Annotated in this window: 14 protein-coding genes; 10 read left to right on the top strand and 4 right to left on the bottom strand. The window is 65.9% G+C overall.

What is annotated here, in order from left to right; all coding sequences use genetic code 11:
• Nucleotides 1-12: 12 nt before the first annotated feature.
• Nucleotides 13-1,047, bottom strand: coding sequence for a LacI family DNA-binding transcriptional regulator (locus ACO05N_RS02915; protein ID WP_422055704.1), 1,035 nt, complete (start codon nt 1,045-1,047; stop codon nt 13-15).
• Between the two features lie 229 nt (nt 1,048-1,276).
• Here ACO05N_RS02915 and ACO05N_RS02910 point away from each other — a divergent pair, with 229 nt between their 5' ends.
• The 8 genes from ACO05N_RS02910 to ACO05N_RS02875 all read left to right on the top strand — a co-directional run bounded on the left by ACO05N_RS02910 (nt 1,277) and on the right by ACO05N_RS02875 (nt 14,406).
• On the top strand, nt 1,277-3,988 hold the full coding sequence (locus ACO05N_RS02910) for a TonB-dependent receptor (protein ID WP_422055703.1): 2,712 nt from the start codon (nt 1,277-1,279) through the stop codon (nt 3,986-3,988).
• Nucleotides 3,989-4,035: 47 nt separating this feature from the next.
• On the top strand, nt 4,036-5,565 hold the full coding sequence (locus ACO05N_RS02905; RefSeq protein ID WP_422055702.1) for a tryptophan halogenase family protein: 1,530 nt from the start codon (nt 4,036-4,038) through the stop codon (nt 5,563-5,565).
• Nucleotides 5,562-7,379: an alpha-amylase family glycosyl hydrolase gene (locus tag ACO05N_RS02900; protein WP_422055701.1), complete on the top strand. Its 1,818-nt coding sequence runs from the start codon at nt 5,562-5,564 to the stop codon at nt 7,377-7,379. Before ACO05N_RS02905 ends, ACO05N_RS02900 begins: the two co-directional genes overlap by 4 nt.
• Complete coding sequence (locus tag ACO05N_RS02895) at nt 7,376-9,001, top strand: alpha-amylase family glycosyl hydrolase (protein ID WP_422055700.1); 1,626 nt, start codon at nt 7,376-7,378, stop codon at nt 8,999-9,001. The genes ACO05N_RS02900 and ACO05N_RS02895 overlap by 4 nt, the downstream gene beginning before the upstream one ends.
• 31 nt (nt 9,002-9,032) lie before the next feature.
• Nucleotides 9,033-11,099 (top strand): glycoside hydrolase family 97 protein, encoded by a 2,067-nt coding sequence (locus tag ACO05N_RS02890; RefSeq protein WP_422055699.1) that lies wholly within the window; start codon nt 9,033-9,035, stop codon nt 11,097-11,099.
• A 78-nt stretch (nt 11,100-11,177) separates the two neighbouring features.
• The gene (locus ACO05N_RS02885) at nt 11,178-11,645 is read left to right on the top strand and encodes a (2Fe-2S)-binding protein (protein ID WP_422055698.1); all 468 of its coding nucleotides are present in this window, start codon (nt 11,178-11,180) and stop codon (nt 11,643-11,645) included.
• Nucleotides 11,642-13,783 (top strand): molybdopterin cofactor-binding domain-containing protein, encoded by a 2,142-nt coding sequence (locus tag ACO05N_RS02880; protein WP_422055697.1) that lies wholly within the window; start codon nt 11,642-11,644, stop codon nt 13,781-13,783. Before ACO05N_RS02885 ends, ACO05N_RS02880 begins: the two co-directional genes overlap by 4 nt.
• Complete coding sequence (locus ACO05N_RS02875; RefSeq protein WP_300500475.1) at nt 13,780-14,406, top strand: Isoquinoline 1-oxidoreductase subunit; 627 nt, start codon at nt 13,780-13,782, stop codon at nt 14,404-14,406. Before ACO05N_RS02880 ends, ACO05N_RS02875 begins: the two co-directional genes overlap by 4 nt.
• A gap of 150 nt (nt 14,407-14,556) precedes the next feature.
• Here ACO05N_RS02875 and ACO05N_RS02870 read toward each other — a convergent pair whose 3' ends face one another.
• Nucleotides 14,557-15,066, bottom strand: a complete 510-nt coding sequence (locus tag ACO05N_RS02870) for a rhodanese-like domain-containing protein (protein ID WP_422055695.1) — start codon at nt 15,064-15,066, stop codon at nt 14,557-14,559.
• A 114-nt stretch (nt 15,067-15,180) separates the two neighbouring features.
• On the opposite strand from ACO05N_RS02870, the gene ACO05N_RS02865 reads away from it, so the two are divergent.
• A complete protein-coding gene (locus ACO05N_RS02865) occupies nt 15,181-16,593 on the top strand; it encodes an amino acid permease (protein ID WP_422055694.1) in 1,413 nt (470 codons plus the stop codon).
• Nucleotides 16,590-17,456 carry an S-methyl-5'-thioadenosine phosphorylase gene (locus ACO05N_RS02860; RefSeq protein WP_422055693.1) on the top strand — a complete coding sequence of 289 codons (867 nt, stop codon included), beginning with the start codon at nt 16,590-16,592 and terminating at the stop codon, nt 17,454-17,456. Before ACO05N_RS02865 ends, ACO05N_RS02860 begins: the two co-directional genes overlap by 4 nt.
• On the opposite strand, the gene ACO05N_RS02855 is transcribed toward ACO05N_RS02860, so the two are convergent.
• On the bottom strand, nt 17,453-20,026 hold the full coding sequence (locus ACO05N_RS02855) for an HWE histidine kinase domain-containing protein (protein WP_422055692.1): 2,574 nt from the start codon (nt 20,024-20,026) through the stop codon (nt 17,453-17,455). The two genes, ACO05N_RS02860 and ACO05N_RS02855, sit on opposite strands and share 4 nt — an antisense overlap.
• Complete coding sequence (locus ACO05N_RS02850; protein WP_422055691.1) at nt 20,001-20,558, bottom strand: biliverdin-producing heme oxygenase; 558 nt, start codon at nt 20,556-20,558, stop codon at nt 20,001-20,003. Before ACO05N_RS02850 ends, ACO05N_RS02855 begins: the two co-directional genes overlap by 26 nt.

Here is a 20,558-nt window from a genome sequence, read left to right as displayed (position 1 = left end):
CCTTGAGGTCGATCAGGCGGGTGCGCCGCAGGAGCGGCGGACGACGAGTTTGGCGGGCAGCAGGACGTCGTGGACGCGCTCCTCACGGATCCGACCGAGCAGGGTTTCGACCAGCATCCTCCCGGCGGCGCGGGTGTCCTGCATCACGGTGGTGAGCGGCGGGTTGGTGAAGCTTGCCGCAGCGATATCGTCGAAGCCGACCACGGCGACATCCTCCGGCACGCGTAGGCCCCGCGCGGCGAGTGCGCGCATGGCGCCGATCGCGATCAGGTCGCTCGCGGCGAGGATCGCGTCGAACGGCGCGCCGCGTTCGATCAGCGCCTCGGCGGCGGCAGCGCCAGCCTCCTCCGATGTGAGGGCGTCGATCTGCAGCGCTGGATTGGCGGCAAGTCCGGCATCCTTCAGCGCCGCGACATGGCCGCGATAGCGGTCGTGGAATTCCGGATAATGGCTCGACGCATGGCCGAGAAAGGCGATCCGCTTGCGGCCAAGCGCGATCAGGTGCCGGGTCGCCGCACGCCCACCACCGTGATTGTCGCACCCGACGGTCAGGCCCGCGCCCTCGGCCTCGACCGATCCCCAGCGGACGAAATGCGTATTCTGCGCGATCAGCTCGCTGATCTTCGCGCGATAGAGTTCATAGTCGCCATAGCCGAGCAGGATCAGCCCGTCGGCGCGGCGCGAATCCTCATAATCCTGGTGCCAGTCGCTGCCCAATTGCTGGAACGACACCAGCATGTCCTGGCCATGGTCGGCGCAGGCACGCATGATCGAGCCGAGCATCGAGAGGAAGAAGGGGTTGATCGCGCTGTCGTCGGCACTCTCGTCCTGAAAGATCAGCACGGCGAGCGTTTCGGCATGGCGGCTGCGCAAATTGGATGCGGCCTTGTCGACGCGATAGTTGAGCCGGCGGGCGATTGCCTCGATCCGCATGCGCGTCGCTTCGTTGACGCCGCGTCCGCCACGCAGCGCGCGCGACACCGTCGGCTGTGACACGCCGGCAAGATGCGCGATGTCGAACGATGTCGGCTTGCGTTGCATGGCCAATGGCCCACTTCCCCTAAATGCCTGCAGATGTGCCCCCTGCTTGACCCGGTGACGTTGAGCGCCTTTCCGGGCGGCGTCAATGTTGCGCAACGGACACGCAGCATGGGCTTGACCGTGAATACGTATGCCGTTCGCTGGCGCTCCGGGCGGGTTGCCCTGAATATTATGCACAACGCGCCGCAACGGTGCGCCCCGGCCAGATTAGGGGGCCGGCATAGGGGAGGACATAATGCGTCAGATGCTTGGCCGCCGTACGGCTGCACGACTTTCCACCGGAGCGAGCGGATCGGCGATCGCCGCCGCGATGCTGTTCGCCGGGCTGGCGATGCCGGCTTATGCGCAGGACACGGCGGAGCCGGCGCCCGAAGCCGAGGAGGTGGTCGTGACCGGCTTCCGCGCTGCACTCGAGAGCGCGGTTTCGACCAAGAAGGATTCCGATCAGATCGTCGAGTCGGTGTCGGCCGAGGATATCGGCAAGCTGCCCGACGCATCGATCGCTGAATCGATCGCGCGCCTGCCCGGCCTGACGTCGCAGCGTATTTCGGGCCGCAGCTCGTTCATTTCGATCCGCGGCTTCGGCCCGGATTTCTCGGCGACGTTGCTGAACGGCCGCCCGCAGACGTCGACCAACGACAATCGCGGCATCGAATTCGACCAGTATCCGTCGGAAATCGTCAACGGCGTCAACGTCTACAAGACGCCGAACGCGGCGCTGCCGACGCAGGGCCTGGTCGGCACGATCGACATCCGCACGATCCGCCCGCTCGAATATGGCAAGGAAGTCTTCGCCGTCGGCGCGCGCGGCATCTACACCGACATGGGCAAGCTCAACAGCGGGTCGAAGGACTGGGGCTATCGCCTCAACGCGACCTATGTCGGCAAGTTCATGGACGACCGCCTGGGCGTCGCCCTCGCCGCATCCTATGTCGATGAGCCGTACCAGATCGAAGAGTTCGAAGCCTGGGGCTATGCCACCGTCGCGCCGAACACCAACCTCGTCGGCGGCGTGAAGCCGTTCGTCACCACGTCGCAGCTCAAGCGGCTGGGCATTTCGGGCACGATCCAGGCCGATTTCGGCAGCAACTGGATGCTGACCCTCGACGGCTTCTACTCGAACTTCGACGATACGCAGATCAAGCGCGGCATCGAACTGCCACTGGCATGGAGCGGCGCGACGCTGTCGCCGACCGGGCGCGAAACGCGCGATGGCCTGATCACCGCCGGGACCTTCACGGGGGTCGAGGGCGTGGTCAACAACCACAATTACCTGCGCCAGGCGGACCTGTATTCGGGTGGTCTCAACCTCAAGCATGAGGGCGATGACGGCTGGAACGTCAATTTCGACTTCGGCTGGTCGCGCACCGATCGCCGCGAGCTGATCCTTGAATCGAACGCCGGCACCGGTCCGGGCGGTGGCGTCGGGGCGCAGGACACCCTGTCGTTCCGCACGACCGAGACGGGCACCTTCTTCACCGCGCATGCGCTGAATTACAGCGATCCGACGCTGATCGTGCTGACCGACCCGCTCGGATGGGGCGGTGGCGCGCCGGGTGGCCGCCAGCATGGCTATTACAACGACCGTATCGTCGACGATGAGCTGTTCAGCTATCTCGCCGAGATCGAGAAGGAGTTCGACGGCAACTTCATCAAAAGCGTGAAGCTGGGCGCCAACTATATTGATCGCGAAAAGTCGCTGGTGCCGGACGAGTATTTCCTTCAGCTCGCCGGCGGCGCGCTGCAGGCTCAGGTCCCCGCGCAGTACCGTCTGACCCCGACCAATCTCGACTATCTCGGCCTTGGCCCGATGCTGAGCTATAACCCGCTCGATCTGCTGAATGGCGGCGTCTACACCCGCGTCGCCAACACGGCGCAGGACGTGCTGTTCAAGAGCTTCAACGTCGAGGAAGAGGTGCTGAGCAGCTTTGCGATGCTCAACATCGAATCGGAATTGGGCGGCGCGCGGCTGACCGGCAATGTCGGTGTGCTGGCACAGGCGACCAACCAGAACTCGACCGGCTATATCCAGACCCCGACCGGGCCGCAGCTGCGCACGCTGGGCGCCGATTACTGGGACGTGCTGCCGAGCATGAGCCTGTCGCTCCGCTTCGACAGCGATTTCGTGGTCCGCTTCGGCGCGGCACGCGAGATTCAGCGTCCGCGTCTCGACGATATGCGCGTGAACATCGCTTATGGCGCGAACATCGCCGAGCGGATCGTGACCGGGAGCGGCGGCAACCCCGCGCTGCGTCCGTATCGCGCCACCGCGTTCGACCTGACGTTCGAGAAATATTGGGGCCGCAGCGGCTATGTCGCGCTGCAGCTGTTCCACAAGACGCTGCACAACTACATCTACACCGCCGAGCGTCCGTTCGATTATTCGAGCTACCCGCTGATCCAGCCGACCCCGCCGGTCAGCACGCAGGGCCGCATCAGCCAGCCGTTCAACGGCGATGGCGGCAAGATCTATGGCGCCGAATTTGCGGGGACGATCCCGTTCGAAACCTTTACCTCGGCGCTGTCGGGCTTCGGCGTGACGGGCGGCGTGTCCTACACCAAGTCGGAAATCCGTCCGGAACCGGGTCAGCCGACCCAGAACATCCCGGGCTATTCGGACTGGGTGGCCAACGGCACAGCCTATTTCGAGAAGTGGGGCTTCAACGTCCGCGGCAGCGTTCGCTATCGCTCGACGTTCCTGGGTGAGTTCTCGGGGCTTGGCGCGGTGCGCACTCGCCGCCGTGCGCTGGACGAAACGATCGTCGATGCGCAGATCGGCTACGACTTCCAGCCGGGCAGCGCGCTCGAAGGGCTGTCGCTGTTCCTGCAGGGGTCGAACCTGACGGACGAGCCGTTCGTGGCGACCAACCCGGGCCGTCCGCTCGAAGTGATGAACTATCAGCGCTTCGGCCGCCGGTTCCAGGCGGGCTTCACCTACAAGTTCTGATCCGTGTATCCCCCGGCGGTGCATCCGCCGGGGGGAAAGGCGATACGATGTCTGAAATGTTGCGCAGCATCGTCATCGCCGGCGGCGGAACCGCCGGCTGGATGACCGCAGCGGCGCTGGCGCGCTTCTGCGGCAAGGGCTGGCGGATCACGCTGGTCGAGTCCGAAGAAATCGGCTCCATCGGGGTGGGCGAAGCCACGATCCCGATGATCCGCAACTTCAATCAGGCGCTGGGGATCGACGAGGCGCAGTTCCTGCGCGAGACCCAAGGGACCTACAAGCTCGGCATCGAATTCGCCGGATGGGGCGGGTTGGACGATCGCTACATCCACGCATTCGGGCTGGTCGGGCGCGGATTGGGGCTGTTGCCCTTTCACCATTATTGGCTGCGCGGTCGTGCGGCGGGCAAGGCCGGGCCGCTTGGCGACTATGTGCTCAACGCGGTCGCCGCCTATGGCAACCGCTTCGCGCATGTGCAGCGGGCGCCGGACAGCGCGCTGCCGCCGATGCCCTATGCCTATCATTTCGACGCCGGGCTCTATGCCGCCTTCCTGCGCCGCTATGCCGAGGCGCGCGGGGTGGTGCGGGTCGAGGGGAAAATTGGCAGCATCGAGCGCGATGGCGAGAGCGGCGACGTCGCTGCGCTGACCTTGAACGGCGGCGAGCGGATCGACGGCGAATTGTTCGTCGACTGTACCGGATTTCGCGGGCTGCTGATGGAGGGCGCGCTGGCGACTGGGTACGAGGACTGGAGCCACTGGCTGCCGTGCGACCGCGCGGTCGCGGTGCCGTGCGCCGGGGTGCGCCCGCTGACGCCCTATACCCGCTCGACCGCGCGCACCGCCGGGTGGCAGTGGCGCATCCCGCTGCAGCATCGCACCGGCAACGGCCATGTCTTCTGCTCGCGCCATGTCAGCGAGGATGAGGCGACCGCGACGCTGCTGGCCAATCTGGACGGCGAGGCGCTGGCCGAACCGCGCATGCTGCGTTTCACCACCGGCAAGCGGAAGCGCTTCTGGAACCGCAATGTCGTGGCGATCGGGTTGTCATCCGGCTTTATCGAGCCGCTGGAGTCGACGTCGATCCACCTCATCCAGACCGGCATCAACCGGCTGCTCGACTTTCTTCCGAGCGGTCCGGTGGCGAGCGCCGACCGCGATGCGTTCAACCGTATGGCGGATGTCGAGATCGAGCGTATCCGCGATTTCGTGATCCTGCATTACACCGCCAATGGCCGGACTGGCGAGCCGTTCTGGGATGCGCTGCGCACGATGGAACTGCCCGAGCCGCTGGCGAACCGCATCGCGATGTTCCGCAGCGACGGCCGGATCGTGCGCGAGCATGACGAATTGTTCGACGTGCCCGGCTGGCTGCAGGTGATGGTGGGGCAGGGAATCGTGCCGAACCGCTGGCACCCGCTCGCCGATCAGCTCGACGACGCGCAGCTCGACCAGTTCCTGTCGACCGTCGCCACCGCCTTTGCCCGCGATGCCGCGCGCATGCCCGCCCATGATGAATTCGTCGCGCGCTTCGTCGCGACTTTGCAAACCCAGCCCCAGGAAGTGACCCACGCATGAAGCTGTTGCCGCTGATCCTCGCCACCGCGCTTGCCAGCCCCGCCCTGGCCCAGACGCCTGCGCCGCAGCCATCGCTGCGCGAGCGGACGGCGGAGCAGGAGGTGCTGTATTTCATGCTGCCCGACCGGTTCGAGAACGGGGATGCCGCGAACGACAAGGGCGGCCTGAACGGCGACCGGCTGACGCATGGCTTCGATCCCACGCACAAGGGGTTCTTCCATGGCGGCGACCTCAAGGGGCTGATCGCGCGGCTCGATTACATCCAGGGGCTCGGCGCGACCGCGATCTGGCTGGGGCCGATCTACAAGAACAAGCCCGTTCAGGGCGGTCCGGGGCAGGAAAGCGCCGGCTATCACGGATACTGGATCACCGACTTCACCCAGGTCGACCCGCATTTCGGGACGAATGCGGAGATGAAGGCGTTCGTCGACGCGGCGCATGCGCGCGGGATCAAGGTCTATCTCGACATCATCACGAACCACACGGCGGATGTGATCCAGTATCGCGAGTGTCCGGTCAGCGCGTGCGCCTATCGCAGCCGCGCCGACTATCCGTACCAGCGCAAAGGGGGCGTCACCGGCAAGGCCATCAATCCGGGCTTTGCCGGTGACGGCATCGGCACGGCCGAGAATTTCGCCAAGCTGACCGATCCGAACTTCGCCTATACCCCGTTCGTGCCCGAAGCCGAGAAGTCGGTGAAGGTGCCCGCCTGGCTGAACGACCCGATCTTCTACCATAATCGCGGCAATACGACCTTCCGCAACGAAAGCTCGACCATGGGCGATTTCGTCGGGCTGGACGATCTCATGACCGAGAATCCGCGCGTGGTTCAGGGCTTCATCGACATCTATGGCGGTTGGATCGACCAGTTCGGCATCGACGGATTCCGCATCGATACCGCGCGGCACGTGAACCCCGAATTCTGGCAGGTGTTCGCCAAGGCGATGCAGGAACGCGCGGCGGCCAAGGGCATCCCGAACTTCCACATCTTCGGCGAAGTGGCGAACGAGGGCGATGCCGGTGACCTCGCACTGCACACGCGCGTGCACCAGCTGCCTAGCGTACTCGATTTCGGATTCCGCGCGGCGGTGCAGGCGACGGTGGCGGGAAGCAAGGGGACCGACACGCTCGCCGCCCTGTTCGATCGCGACGCGCTGTACGAAGGCGGGGCGGCGACCGCGCTGCAGCTGCCGACCTTCATCTCCAACCATGATCATGGCCGCTTTTCGACCGATGTGCGCAAGGCGTTTCCCAAGGCGGACGATGCCGAGCTGCTGGCGCGGGTGAAGCTGGGCCATGCGATGCTGATGCTGTTGCGCGGGGTGCCGACGGTCTATTCGGGTGACGAGCAGGGGTTCATCGGCGACGGCAACGATCAAGACGCGCGCGAGAACATGTTCCCGAGCCAGGTCGCGGTGTACAACGACAACAAGCTGATCGGCACGACGCGGACCACGGCGGACTCCAATTTCGACATGGCACACCCGCTCTATGTCGAGATCGCCAAGCTGTCGGCGGCGCGCAAGGCGACCCCGGCGCTGAGCCGTGGGCGGCAGGTGACGCGCAATTATGACGAGATGCCCGGTCTGTTCGCGGTGTCGCGGTTCGATCCGACCACGGGTGCGGAGGTCGTCGTCGCGTTCAACACCAGCGACAGGCCGATCACGCGGCAGATCGAGATCGGTGTCGGTTCGACGCAGTTCACGTCGATCGTGGGCAGCTGCGCATCGAGTGCCTCCGCGCCCGGCAGCCTCACGGTGACATTGCCCGCCTTCGGCTATGTCGCCTGCGCCGCGACCGGAGGTGCCAAGTGAGCCAGGCTGCCCCCGCCATCGCCGTGGAACCGCAGCAGGACTGGTGGCGCGGCGCGGTCATCTACCAGATCTATCCGCGCAGCTTTGCCGATTCGAACGGCGACGGCATCGGCGACCTGCCCGGCATCACCGCGCGGCTCGATCATATCGCGAGCCTCGGGGTCGATGCGATCTGGCTGTCGCCCTTCTTCACCTCGCCGATGCGCGACTTTGGCTATGACATTGCGGATTACTGCGACGTCGATCCGATCTTCGGGACGCTGGCCGATTTCGACGCGCTGATCGCCCGCGCGCATGCGCTGGGGCTGAAGGTCATTATCGATCAGGTCTATTCGCACACCTCCGACCAGCATGAATGGTTCAAGGAAAGCCGGGCGAGCCGCGATAATCCGCGCGCCGACTGGTATGTCTGGGCGGATGCCAAGGCGGACGGATCGCCGCCGACCAACTGGCAGTCGGTGTTCGGTGGCCCGGCCTGGACCTGGGACGCGCGGCGCGGGCAATATTATCTGCACAATTTCCTGAGCGAACAGCCCGACCTGAATCTGCATAATCCGCAGGTGCAGGATGCGGCGCTGGCGGCGGCGCAATTCTGGCTGGAGCGCGGGGTCGATGGCTTCCGCGTCGATGCGATCAACTTTGCGATGCACGACCCGCAGCTGCGCGACAATCCACCCGCGCCAGATGACGGTCGCCCGCGCACGCGCCCGTTCGACTTCCAGAGCCATGTCTATAACCAGAGCCATCCGGATATCGTCCGCTTCCTTGAGCGGCACCGCGCGCTGACCGATGCGCATGGCGGCGCATTCACCGTAGCCGAGGTGGGCGGGCCGACGCCCGAGGCGGAGATGCACGCCTTTACCCGCGGCAGCACGCGGCTCAACAGCGCCTATGGCTTCGATTTTCTCTATGCGCCGCAGCTGACTCCGGCGCTTGTGAAAAAGGCGGTCGAGACCTGGCCCGACGAACCCGGCACCGGCTGGCCGAGCTGGGCGTTCGAGAATCACGATGCGCCGCGCGCCGTGTCGCGCTGGGTCGAGCCCGAGCATCGAGCTGCGTTCGCGGCGATGAAGATGCTGTTGCTGCTGTGCCTGCGCGGCAACGCGATCCTGTTCCAGGGGGAGGAACTGGGGCTGACCCAGGTCGAGATCCCGTTCGACAAATTGCAGGACCCGGAGGCGATCGCCAATTGGCCGCTCACGCTCAGCCGCGACGGGGTGCGGACGCCGATGCCGTGGCAGGCCGAGGCGGAGAATCTGGGTTTCGGTGCGGGCGATCCGTGGTTGCCGGTCGGTGCCGATCATGCCGCGCTGGCGGTCGATCGTCAGTCGAGTGAGAACGGATCGCTGCTCAACCTCACCCGCGGCCTGATCGCGACGCGCGCGGCCAATCCGGCGCTGCGTGAGGGGGCAATGGCGGTGGTCGAGGCCGACGATGCGCTGCTGGTGTTTACCCGTGAAGTGTCGGGGCAGCGGCTGACCTGTGCTTTCAATCTGGGCAATGTCGCGCGCGCGTGGCATCCCGAGGCTTCGGACCGGCTCCGCGTGGTCGCTGCCGTCAACGGCGCGACCCCGGGCGCTCTGCCAGCCTATTCGGGACTGGTCCTCGAACACACAGACTGACGCGATCGGGCGTCGCCGACAGGAGAGTAAGATGCGTGGAACCTTGGCTCTGACAGCGTTGACGTTGCCGTTGCTGGCGCTGGCCAGCCCGGCACTGGCGCAGGATGTCGCGCAAGCGACGGCCGCAAAGGCGGGCGGCGCGACCGCCGCTTCGCCCGATGGCAGCATCCGCGTCACCGTCACCACCGATGGCGACGGCCGCCCCTATTACAGCGTGACGCGCAACGGTAAGCCGCTGATCCTGCAATCGCGCATGGGCTTCATGCTCGGCGACGCGCCCAAGCTGGAACGCGGCTTCGCGATCGAAAGCCAGACGGTATCCAGCGCGGATTCGACCTGGGAACAGCCCTGGGGCGAATGGCAGAGCGTGCGCGACCGCCATACCCAGCTGCGCGTGCGGCTGAAGGAAACGACCGCGCTCGGCCGGGTGATGGATGTCGTGTTCCGCGTCTTCGATGACGGCTTCGGCTTTCGCTACGAGCTGCCCGCCCCCGGCGATGGCAAGCCGACCCGGATCATCGAGGAACTGACCGAGTTTGCGCTGGCGAGCGACGGCACGGCCTGGTGGACCCCTGCGGGCGAGTGGAATCGCTACGAGTATCCCTACAACAAAACGCCGGTCAGCAGCATGACTCAGGCGCATACCCCGGTGACGATGAAGCTGGCCGATGGCACGCATGTCGCGTTCCATGAGGCGGCACTGGTCGACTATGCCGCGATGTGGCTGCGCCGGGTCGAGGGCACGCGCTTCCGCGCACAATTGTCGCCATCGTCACAGGGCGCGGCGGTCGTGCGTGAGGGCGCGTTCACCACGCCATGGCGGACGCTGCGCGTCGCCGACAGCGCGGCAAAGCTTTACATGTCGCAGCTCGAGCTCAACCTCAACGAACCCAACAAGCTGGGCGATGTCAGCTGGTTCAAGCCCAGCAAATATGTCGGCGTGTGGTGGGAAATGCACCTCGATGCGGCGACCTGGGGCACCGGCGCGCGGCTGGGGGCGAAGACGGAGAATGTGAAGCGGTACATCGACTTCGCGGCACAGAACGGCTTCCGCGGCGTGCTGGTCGAGGGGTGGAATGTCGGATGGGACGGCAACTGGTTCGACAATGGCGATGGCTGGGACTTCGACAAGCCGGTGGCGCAGTTCGATATGGTGGCGCTGTCGGCCTATGCAAAGAAGAAGGGCGTGCACATTGTCGGCCATCACGAAACCGGCGGTGGCGCGGGGCAATATGAGGCGCAGTCCGACGACGCCTATCGCTATGCCGCCGCCAACGGGATCGAGGTGGTGAAGACCGGATACGTCACCGATGCCGGGCAGATCGACCGCGTCTGGGCCGATGGCCGGATGACGCAGGAATGGCATGACGGGCAGTATATGTCGCGCCACCATCTCAACATCGTCAAGACCGCTGCCAAGTATAAGGTCGCGGTCAACCCGCACGAGCCGATCAAGGATACGGGCCTGCGCCGCACCTATCCCAACTGGGTGAGCCGTGAGGGCGCGCGCGGGCAGGAGTACAATGCGTGGGGCGAGCCGAAGAACCCGCCCGAACATGAGGCGAACCTGTTCTTCACGCGGATGCTGGCCGGGCCGTTCGACTTCACGCCGGGCGTTCTGAGCCTGGAGGGCAAGGGCGGGACGCCGTTCATGTCGACGCTGGCCAAGCAGCTGGCGCAGTACATCGTGCTCTATTCGCCGATCCAGATGGCGGCCGACCTGCCCGAGAATTACGCGAAATATCCGGGCGCGTTCCAGTTCATCAAGGATGTTGCGGTCGACTGGACCGACACGCGCGTGCTGAACGGTGAGGTCGGCGAATATGTCACGGTGGTGCGCAAGGCCAAGGGGACAGGCGAGTGGTTCCTGGGCGCGGTCACCGACGGCACGGCGCGGACGACGAGCGTGAAGCTCGACTTCCTCGACCCCGGCAAGACCTATGAGGCGCAGATCTATCGCGATGGCGCGGGGGCGGATTACCGCACCGACACGCGCCATGCGATCGTGATCGAGAAGAAGCGGGTGAAGGCTGGCGACGATCTGTCGATCTGGATGGGTCCGGGCGGCGGTGCGGCGGTCCGCTTCGTCGCAAAGTAACGGCGCGTAAGTGAAATAATTTCACTTCGCGAATGGCCGGTGGTGGCTTAGCGTGCGCGTCAGACAGGAGGCGCACGCATGGCCACCACCTTCCAATTGAACGGCAAATCCGAAACCTTTGACGGCGATCCGGAAACGCCGCTGCTCTGGGTCCTGCGCGACCATCTCGGGCTCACCGGCACCAAATATGGCTGCGGCGTCGCGCAGTGCGGCGCGTGCACCGTGCATCTCGACGGCAAGAACCGGCGCTCGTGCGTCACCCCCGTCGGTATGGTCGCGGGCAAGAGCGTGACGACGATCGAGGGCGCGAGCGGCAAGGTCGCCGATGCGGTCAAGGCCGCCTGGGTCCAGATCGACGTGCCGCAATGCGGTTTCTGTCAGTCGGGGCAGGTGATGTCGGCGATCGGCCTGCTCACCGCCAAGCCCAAGCCGACCGATGCCGATATCGACGCGGCGATGGCGGGCAATATCTGCCGTTGCGCCACCTATGTCCGCATCCGGCAGGCGATCAAGGATGCGGCTGGCGTGAAGGGAGCAAAGGCATGAACGCCGTTGCCAACCGCCGCGCCTTCCTGACCGGAAGTGCCGCACTTACCATCGGGTTCAACCTGCCCCTTAAGGGCGCGCGCGCGGCAACCACGCCCTTGCTTATGCCCAACGCGTTTGTGCGGATTCATGCCGATACGAGTTCGGTCGTGATCATCGCCAAGCATGTCGAGTTCGGCCAGGGGCCGGCGACCGGCGTCGCGACGATCATCGCCGATGAGCTGGACGCCGCCTGGGACCAGGTCAGCGTCGTTTTCGCCCCGGCCAACGACCCGCTCTACAAGAATCTCATGTTCGGTACGATGGGCGTCGGCGGGTCGACCGCGATGCGCGAAAGCTGGGACCAGATGCGGATGGCGGGCGCAGCGGCGCGCGCGATGCTGGTCGAGGCGGCGGCGAAGCGCTGGGGCGTTGAACCGGGTGCCGTGAGCATCGCGCAGGGCGTGGTCAGCGCGGGCAACCGCAAGGCAAGCTTTGGCGAGCTGGTGGAGGATGCGGCAAAGCTGCCCGGCCCGCAAAAGCCGGTGCCCAAGACTCCGGACCGCTATGTCTATATCGGCAAGCATGTGGCGAAGGTCGACAGCAAGGCCAAGACCGACGGATCGGCCATGTTCACGCAGGACGTGCGCCTGCCCGGCATGGTGCACGCTGCCGTGCGCCGTCCGCCCGCATTCGGCGCGACGGTCAAGAAGGTCGAGGACGCCGCCGCGCGCGCGATCCCCGGCGTGCTCGACGTCAAGCCGATCCCGAGCGGGGTGGCGGTCTATGCCCGCGACACCTGGACCGCGCAGCGTGGCGCGGCGGCGCTCGAGGTCGACTGGGATATGGCGAAAGCGGAGACGCGATCGTCGGACCAGATGCTCGCCGAATATAGCGCCGCCGCGCGCACGCCGGGCAAGCAGGTCGAGGCGGCGGGCGATGCCGCCGCTGCGCTTGCGCGTGCGGCCAAGACGATCGATGCGACCTATTATTTCCCGTTCCTCGCCCATGCGCCGATGGAAACGATGGACTATGTCATCGAGAAGAAGGGCGAGGGGATCTCGGTCCATGCCGGCAGCCAGTTCCAGGTCGGCGAAATGGGCGCGATGTGCGGCGTCGCGGGCGTGCCGTTCGACAAGAGCGCGCTGGTCCAGCATTATGCCGGGGGCAGCTTTGGCCGGCGCGCGACGCCTGTGATGTTCGACGGCACCGAAGCAGCGGCGTGCGCGCGCGCCTATCGCTTTGCCGCGCCGGTCAAGGTGGTGGCGAGCCGCGAGAATGACCTGACCGGCGGCTTCTACCGCCCGATGACGGTGCATCGCGTGCGCGCGGGGGTCGACGCGACCGGCGCGATCAGCGGCTGGGATCAGGTGTGCGCCGCCAAGTCGATAATGAAGGACACGCCGTTCGAGGCGATGGGCATCCGCGACGGCATCGACGGCAACATGATCGAGGGCGCGAACGACACCAACCAGTACAAGATCGGCGATTTCCGGCTGGGCCAGCATCTGATGAAGGGCGGCGTGCCGGTGCTGTGGTGGCGATCGGTCGGCCACACCCACACCGCGTTCGTCAAGGAAACGATGATCGACGAGCTGCTCGAACTGGGCGGCAAGGATCTGGTCGCGGGGCGGATGGAGCTGCTCAAGCATGACCGCGCCAAGGCGGTACTGGCCAAGGTCGCCGAGATGGCGGCGTTCGGCAAGCCGGCGAAGAAGGGCCGGGCCAAGGGCATTGCGGTGCACGAAAGCTTCGACAGCTTCGTGGCGCAGGTTGCCGAGGTTTCGAAGGGGCCGGACGGTTTGCCCAAGGTGCACAAAGTGTGGTGCGCGGTCGATTGCGGCATCGCGATCAACCCCGACATCATCCGCGCGCAGATGGAGGGTGGCATCGGCTATGGCCTGGGTCACGCACTCTATGCCGAACTGACCCTGGGTGAGGGCGGCGTGGTCCAGCAGACCAATTTCGACAGCTATCGCTCGCTGCGGATCGGGGAGATGCCGGACGTCGAGGTGGCGATCATCCCCTCGACCGAAAAGCCGAGCGGGGTGGGCGAGCCCGGCCTGCCGCCGATCGCCCCGGCGGTCGCCAACGCCTGGCGCAAGCTGACCGGCAAGGCGGTGCGCCGCCTGCCCTTCGCGCATGGAGACAATGCATGAGCGTGCAACGTTACGGCCTGATCGCGCTCGGCCTAGCCGCCGTCGCGCTGCCCGCCGCGGTCGTCGCTTCGAGCCAGTCGGCGGCGCCGGTCGGGCTGAAGCCGGTCGCGGCGTTCGCGACCATTTCCGACCCGGCGGTGCGATCGGCGGCGATCTTCACCGAGATGGGCAAGGTGCTGACCCACCCGCGCTGCATCAACTGTCACCCGCGCACCGACAGCCCGTTGCAGGGCGACGACATGCGCTTCCACATGCCCCCGGTCGAGCGCGGGCCGAAGGGCATGGGGATTGCCGGGATGGAATGCTCGACCTGCCACGGCCCGCGCAACGTCGCCTTCGCCGATGGCAAGGGCAGCATTCCGGGCCATCCGCTGTGGCACCTCGCCCCCAAGTCGATGGCGTGGGAGGGCAAGTCGCTGCGCGAGATTTGCGAGCAACTGAAGGATCGCAAGCGCAATGGCGGCAAGACCCTGGCCCAGATTCATGAGCATAATGCGAGCGATACGCTGGTCGGCTGGGGCTGGAACCCGGGGCCGGGGCGCACGCCCGCGCCGGGGACGCAGGCCGAGTTCGGCGCGCTGACCAAGGCGTGGATCGACAGCGGGGCGAAGTGTCCGGCGTAGTTGCGTAGCCTGCCGGAATCATAATTCGAAACGTCACCCCGGTCCTGTGCCGGGGTCCACTTCGCCGCGCTTCCGGCGCTATAGCCTCTTGCTTCGCGCCTCGCCTTCCGGTGGACCCCGGCACAAGGCCGGGGTGACGAAGGGGGGGTGTCAGGCGGCCACCCACTCCACCTTCGGATCGTTGAAATCCACCACGTCCGCCAGTTCCCAGACATTGGTGTAGCCATAACCGACCAGGTTGATGAACGTCTGGATATTGAGCGCGAGCGGGGCGGCCTTGACCGGCACCGGGCGCTGGTGGTTCGAGAAATTATTGTTGCAGTAGATCAGGATCATCCGCTCCGGCGCACCGATCATGGCGTGCAGCGACTCTGCGTTGAAGTCGGGCAGCGGCAGATTGGTGGCGCCCCGGATATGCCCCTCCCGAAACGCGGTTTCCGAGCGGGCGTCGAGTAAGAGCGTGTCGCCGGAAGCGGCCAATTGCCGGAAGCGGGCAAAGGGTAGGAGCCGCCCCGCGCGCAAGAGGCGGACGTTGCCGGTCAGCCGCTCGAATCCGCGATAGTCGATCTGCGGATTGGGGTCGCGCGGCGGCGTTTGCCGCGCAAATGCGGGCGTGGCGGCGGTTGCGCCAATCGTCGTCAGGAACAGGCGGCGATGCATGGCCGAGTCTCCGTTGTGCTGGCGCAACGATGCACCTCGTCGCATGTCCGCGGCATGAACCGTTGACCTGCGCGCGTCTCCGTCGCACCCCGTTGAAAACGACAGGGGGATCGCATGGCCAATGGACTGTTCCGCACGAAACGCGTGAAGGGCGTGGAGGATCACGCCCCTGAACACCGGCTGGCCGCGACCCTGTCCTGGCCGCATCTGATCGCGCTGGGCATCGGCGCCATCGTGGGCACCGGCATCCTGACGCTGATCGGCGTCGGTGCGGGCAAGGCCGGGCCGGCGGTGATCCTGTCCTTCGTGATTGCCGGCGCGATCTGCGCCGCCGCCGCGCTCGCCTATGCCGAAATGTCGACGATGATGCCGGCATCGGGCAGCGCCTACAGCTACAGCTATGCTGTGCTGGGGGAGATCATCGCCTGGGTCGTGGGCTGGTCGCTGATCCTGGAATATTCGCTGGTGGTGAGCGCGGTGGCAGTCGGCTGGTCGGGCTATGCCGCGCCGCTGCTGCAATCCTGGGCGGGCGTGCCGATGGATCTGATGCAGGGGCCGCATGCGGGCGGGATCGTCAATATCCCCGCGATCGCTATCATCGCGATCGTCGCCGGACTGTTGTGCCTGGGCACGCGGGAAAGCGCGACGCTCAACGCGGGGCTCGTCATCGTCAAGATCGTCGCGCTCGCGGTGTTCGTCGCGGTGGCGCTGCCCTATTTCAACAGCGCCAATTTCGAACCCTTTGCGCCGTTCGGTTTCGTCAAGAGCGTGTCGGCGGACGGGGTCGAGCGCGGCGTGATGGCGGCGGCCGCGATCATCTTCTTCGCCTTTTACGGCTTCGACGCGATCTCGACCGCGGCAGAGGAAACCAAGAATCCGGGCCGCGACCTCGCCATCGGCATTGTCGGGTCGATGGTGGCGTGCGTCGCCATCTACATGCTGGTTGCGGTCGCGGCGGTCGGCGCGCTGTCCTACACGCAATTCGCCAACAGCCCCGAGCCGCTGGCGTTGATCCTGCGCGAGCTGGGGCGGCCGGGCTTTGCCACCTTCCTGGCGGTATCGGCGATCATCGCCCTGCCGACGGTGCTGCTCGGCTTCCTGTTCGGGCAGAGCCGGATCTTCTTCACCATGGCACGCGACGGAATGTTGCCGATCCAGCTCGCCAAGGTATCGTCGCGCGGGGCGCCGGTGCGGATCACGATCTTCACCGCCCTCATCGTCAGCGTGATCGCCGGGCTGTTGCCGATCGACGAGATTGCGGCGCTCGCCAATGCCGGGACGCTGGTGGCGTTCGCGGCGGTGGCGATCTGCATGATGGTGCTGCGCCGCCGCGCGCCCGACATGCCGCGCATGTTCCGCACGCCGCTCTGGTGGCTGGTCGGGGCGATCGCCGTGCTCGGCTGCACCTACCTGTTCTTCAGCCTGCCGGCTAAGACCCAGCTCTATTTCCTCTATTGGAACGTGCTCGGGGTTGTCATCTACTTCGCCTATGCCCGCCCGAAAGTAAGCAAACAGGGGTTGCCATGAGTGGTTGGCATATCGGGATCATCGGCGGGTCGGGACTGTACGATGTCGCGGGGATCGAAGGCGGTGGATGGGTCGGGGTCGATTCGCCCTGGGGCGCGCCTTCGGACGCGATCTTCACCGGACGGCTGGGCCATGTGCGCGTGTCGTTCCTGCCGCGCCACGGACGCGGTCATCGGATCAGCCCGTCGGAGCTGAACGCGCGCGCCAATATCGACTGCCTCAAGCGGCTGGGCGTTACCGACGTGCTGTCGGTGTCGTCGGTCGGAGGGTTGCAGGAGGCGCGCGCGCCGGGGACGTTCACGATCGTGGACCAGTTCATCGACCGGACCAAGGGGCGTCCGTCGAGCTTTTTCGGCACCGGGATGGTCGCGCATGTCTCGATGGCCGATCCGGTCTGCCCGCGCCTGTCAGCGCTGGCGAGCGATGCGGCGGGGGCGGCAGGGGCGGTCGTGCATCGCGGCGGCACCTGCCTCGTGATGGAGGGGCCGCAATTTTCGACCCGCGCCGAAAGCCAGCTCTATCGCAGCTGGGGCTGCGACGTGATCGGCATGACCGCGATGCCCGAAGCAAAGCTGGCGCGCGAGGCCGAACTGCCCTTTGCGATGGTGGCCATGGTCACCGACTATGACTGCTGGCGCGAGGAAGAGGCCGCCGTCGACGTCGCGCAGGTGATCGCGCAGCTCTCCACGAACGCCGAGAAGGCCCGCGCAATGGTGCTGAACCTGCTCCGTGCGTTGCCGGAAGAGCGGGCGGCGTCGCCGATCGACACCTGCCTCGACACCGCGCTGATCACCGCGCCGCATGTGCGCGATCCGGAGCTGTTGGCCCGGCTGGACGCCGTTGCGGGGCGCGTGCTCGGTTAGCCCAGCATGTCCGCCAGCGCGCGGGCGATATTCTCCATCGTATAGGGTTTCTGCACCACGGGGCGACCGCGGTGCTGGTCGGGAAACTGCGCCTGCTCGCCATAGCCGGTGGCGAACATGAACGGGATCCGCCGTTCGAGCAGCGCGTCGGCGATGGCGAAGCTGGTCGTGCTGCCAAGGTTGATGTCGAGGATGGCGACCGTCGGCGGCTGCGCGGCGATCAGATCCAGCGCGGCATCGACCGATGCTGCGGTCATGACATCCATGGCGCCGAGCCGGGTCACGATATCCTCGGCATCCAGCGCGATGATCAGGCTGTCCTCGACCAGCAACAGGCGCTGCCCGTCGAGCAGGTCGGCTGGCGGCTCCTCACGCTGTTCGTGCGGCGCGCGGGGGAAGCGGATCAACGGTGCCCCACCCTCGCGCGGTTTGGAGACATGGCGCGCGGGGATGCAGAAATCGGCCTCGAACCCCGCTTCGGCATAACGGACCGCAGCCTCGCCACCCAGGTCGTATGGCACCGACCGTTCGATGATCGTCGTGCCAAAGCCCTTGCGCGAGGGCGGCTTGACCCGCGGGCCGCCGATATCGCGCCAGTAGAGCAGCAGGTCGCCCCGCGCACTGCATTTCCAGCTGAGATTCACCGTGCCGCCCGGAATCGACAGGCTGCCATATTTGCTCGAATTGGTGACCAGTTCGTGCAGCACCAGCGCCATGGTGGAATAGGCCTGAGGGTTGAGCATCACCGGCTCGCCTCCGCTCACGATGCGGTCGCCCTCTTCGGCAAAGGCAGCCGATTCGGCGTCGATCAGTGCCTGAAGCCAAGCCGGACCCCAATGATCCTCCGTAATCTGATTGTGCGCGCGCGCCAGCGCATGGATGCGGCCGTCGACCACTTTTACGAATTCGCGGACCGCTTCCTCCTCCGGCTGCGCCTGGCGGATCAAGCCGCGAATGAGACCGAGGATGTTGCGAACCCGGTGGTTGAGTTCGGCGATCATCACTTCCTGGCGAGCGCCGGCGCGCTGGCGTTCGGCCGATGCCTCATCGGCAAGGCGCAGCACGACCTCGATTAGCGTCGCACGCAGCGTTTCGGCGACGCGCAGTTCGGATGTGGTGAACGGCCGCGACCGACCGCGGACCAGCTCCTTCCATTCCTCGAAACTCGCGCGCGGGGTCAGGCGTGCCCCGTTGGGGCCATATTCGACCGGCTTGTGGGGGTCGCCGCCCCAGCGGATCGAGCGCACCATTTCGCGCCGGAACAGCACGACATAGTCGCGCGGCGAACGCGATATGGGAATCGCCAGCAGCCCTGCGGCGCTGTCCGCAAAGGTCTCGGCGTCGACGATCAACGATCCGATATGGTCGGTGGCGAACACCTTGCCCGCGGCAGTGGCGTTGAGCGCACGAACGATCCGGCGAAAATCATCGGTGGGTGGGGTGATCCCCGAAAACGCGTAGCTGCCGTTGAGCCATACGCCCACGCCATCGGCAGGAATCGCATTGGTCAGGATGTCGGCGAGCCAGTCGGGGTCGCGCAAAAGTGTCTCGTCCGATGCGACAGCGCCCAGCAGCTGGTCGGAAATATCACGTGCGCGCCGCTCGAACTCCACAGTCTGCTGCCGTTCTCGGCTTTCGAGGCGCATCGAGAACATCTGAGCGAACAGCTCGGCGGTCGAACGCCGCTCGAAACTGGGGTTGCGTGGCGCATAATGGTGGCAGGCGAACAGCCCCCATAATTTCCCGTCGACGATGATCGAGATCGACATCGATGCGTCCACGCCCATATTGCGCAGATATTCGATATGGATCGGCGAGACCGAGCGCAGCAGCGACAGCGACAGGTCGAGCGGCTCACCCTTTTCGTCGAGTTCGGGGACAATCGCGACCGGGGTGGCGTTGATGTCGGCGATGACACGCAGCAAGTTGCGGGTATAGAGCACGCGGGCCTGGACCGGGATGTCGCTCGCCGGATAGTGCAAGCCCATGAAGCGGCCGATGCCTGGCTTGCACGCTTCGGCCACCACTTCCCCCGACCCGTCGGTCGAGAAGCGATAGACCATGACGCGGTCATAGCCCGTGAGCGCGCGCACCTGGCGCGCACCTTCGCGATAGAAGGACAGCATGTCACTGCATTGATCGAGCCGTGCGATCATCGACCGCACCATGCCGGTGACATCGCCGACATCACCCGTCGATCGCTGACCTTCGATCACGATCTGCCCGCCGGACATGTGGATGGCGAGATCGAAGCGGTCCGCGCCGGCAATCAGTTCGATGTCGAACAGCCGCTCCACCGAATCCGGTCCGCGCAGCATCGCGGTGCGATTGCGCATATCGTGAATGACAGGCGCGGGCAGGAAGTCGGCGAGCGGCTGGCCGATGATCTGCTCGGCATAGAATGGCAGATATTCGGGCAGATTGGTCGAACCGCGCGCAACGATCCAGTCGGCGGTCAGCGCGATCAGAAAGCCGATCGGCTGAATCGCGCCGAGGATGTGGATGGGCTCGCGATCACAATTGGTGAGATCGACGGGGTGCGGATCATTCAACGACGGGCATCCTTCCATGCTGACGTGCGCTTCGACAGAACAGGTCGAACACGGCGCACGCAGCGACCGTTGCCATTTCATGCTGGGCGGGTGTGACGAGGTGGCGGTTCAGAACCTCGATCAAACCCTGCCAGCGTTTCGGCTCGGGGGCGCAACGAATGAACCGGGCGGGAAGGTCCATCGGAACGTTACGGGCAAGCATCTTACCGCCCAGCCGCGACCCCTCGAGCACATAGATCACGCCCAGCACCTCGGACTCGGATCGCAGGTCGAGCGAGTCGGTCTGCGGCACCGGGGCATCGAGATCGGCGAGATCTGCGCGGATCAGGGCGGCGCGGCGGCGCTGGGGCCAATCGGGTAGCAGCGCCACCGGATCGAACGCGTCGACTGCCGCCTCCGCCGCCAGGAACGGACCGGCCTGAGCCATCAGGAAGGCGCGATACCCGTCGCGATCGCTGAGGTCGAATGCACCGAATGCACGGTCTACCCGCTCATGCTCGGATGCGGTCGCGGTGCGCAACAGGCTCCGGGCAGGTAGGGTCGTGGTCAT

This window comes from Sphingomonas sp. (assembly GCF_965227385.1).
In the GTDB taxonomy this organism is placed as follows: domain Bacteria; phylum Pseudomonadota; class Alphaproteobacteria; order Sphingomonadales; family Sphingomonadaceae; genus Sphingomonas.
Note: the sequence above shows the minus strand (reverse complement) of the source record. Positions and strands in the feature narration are given on the sequence as shown.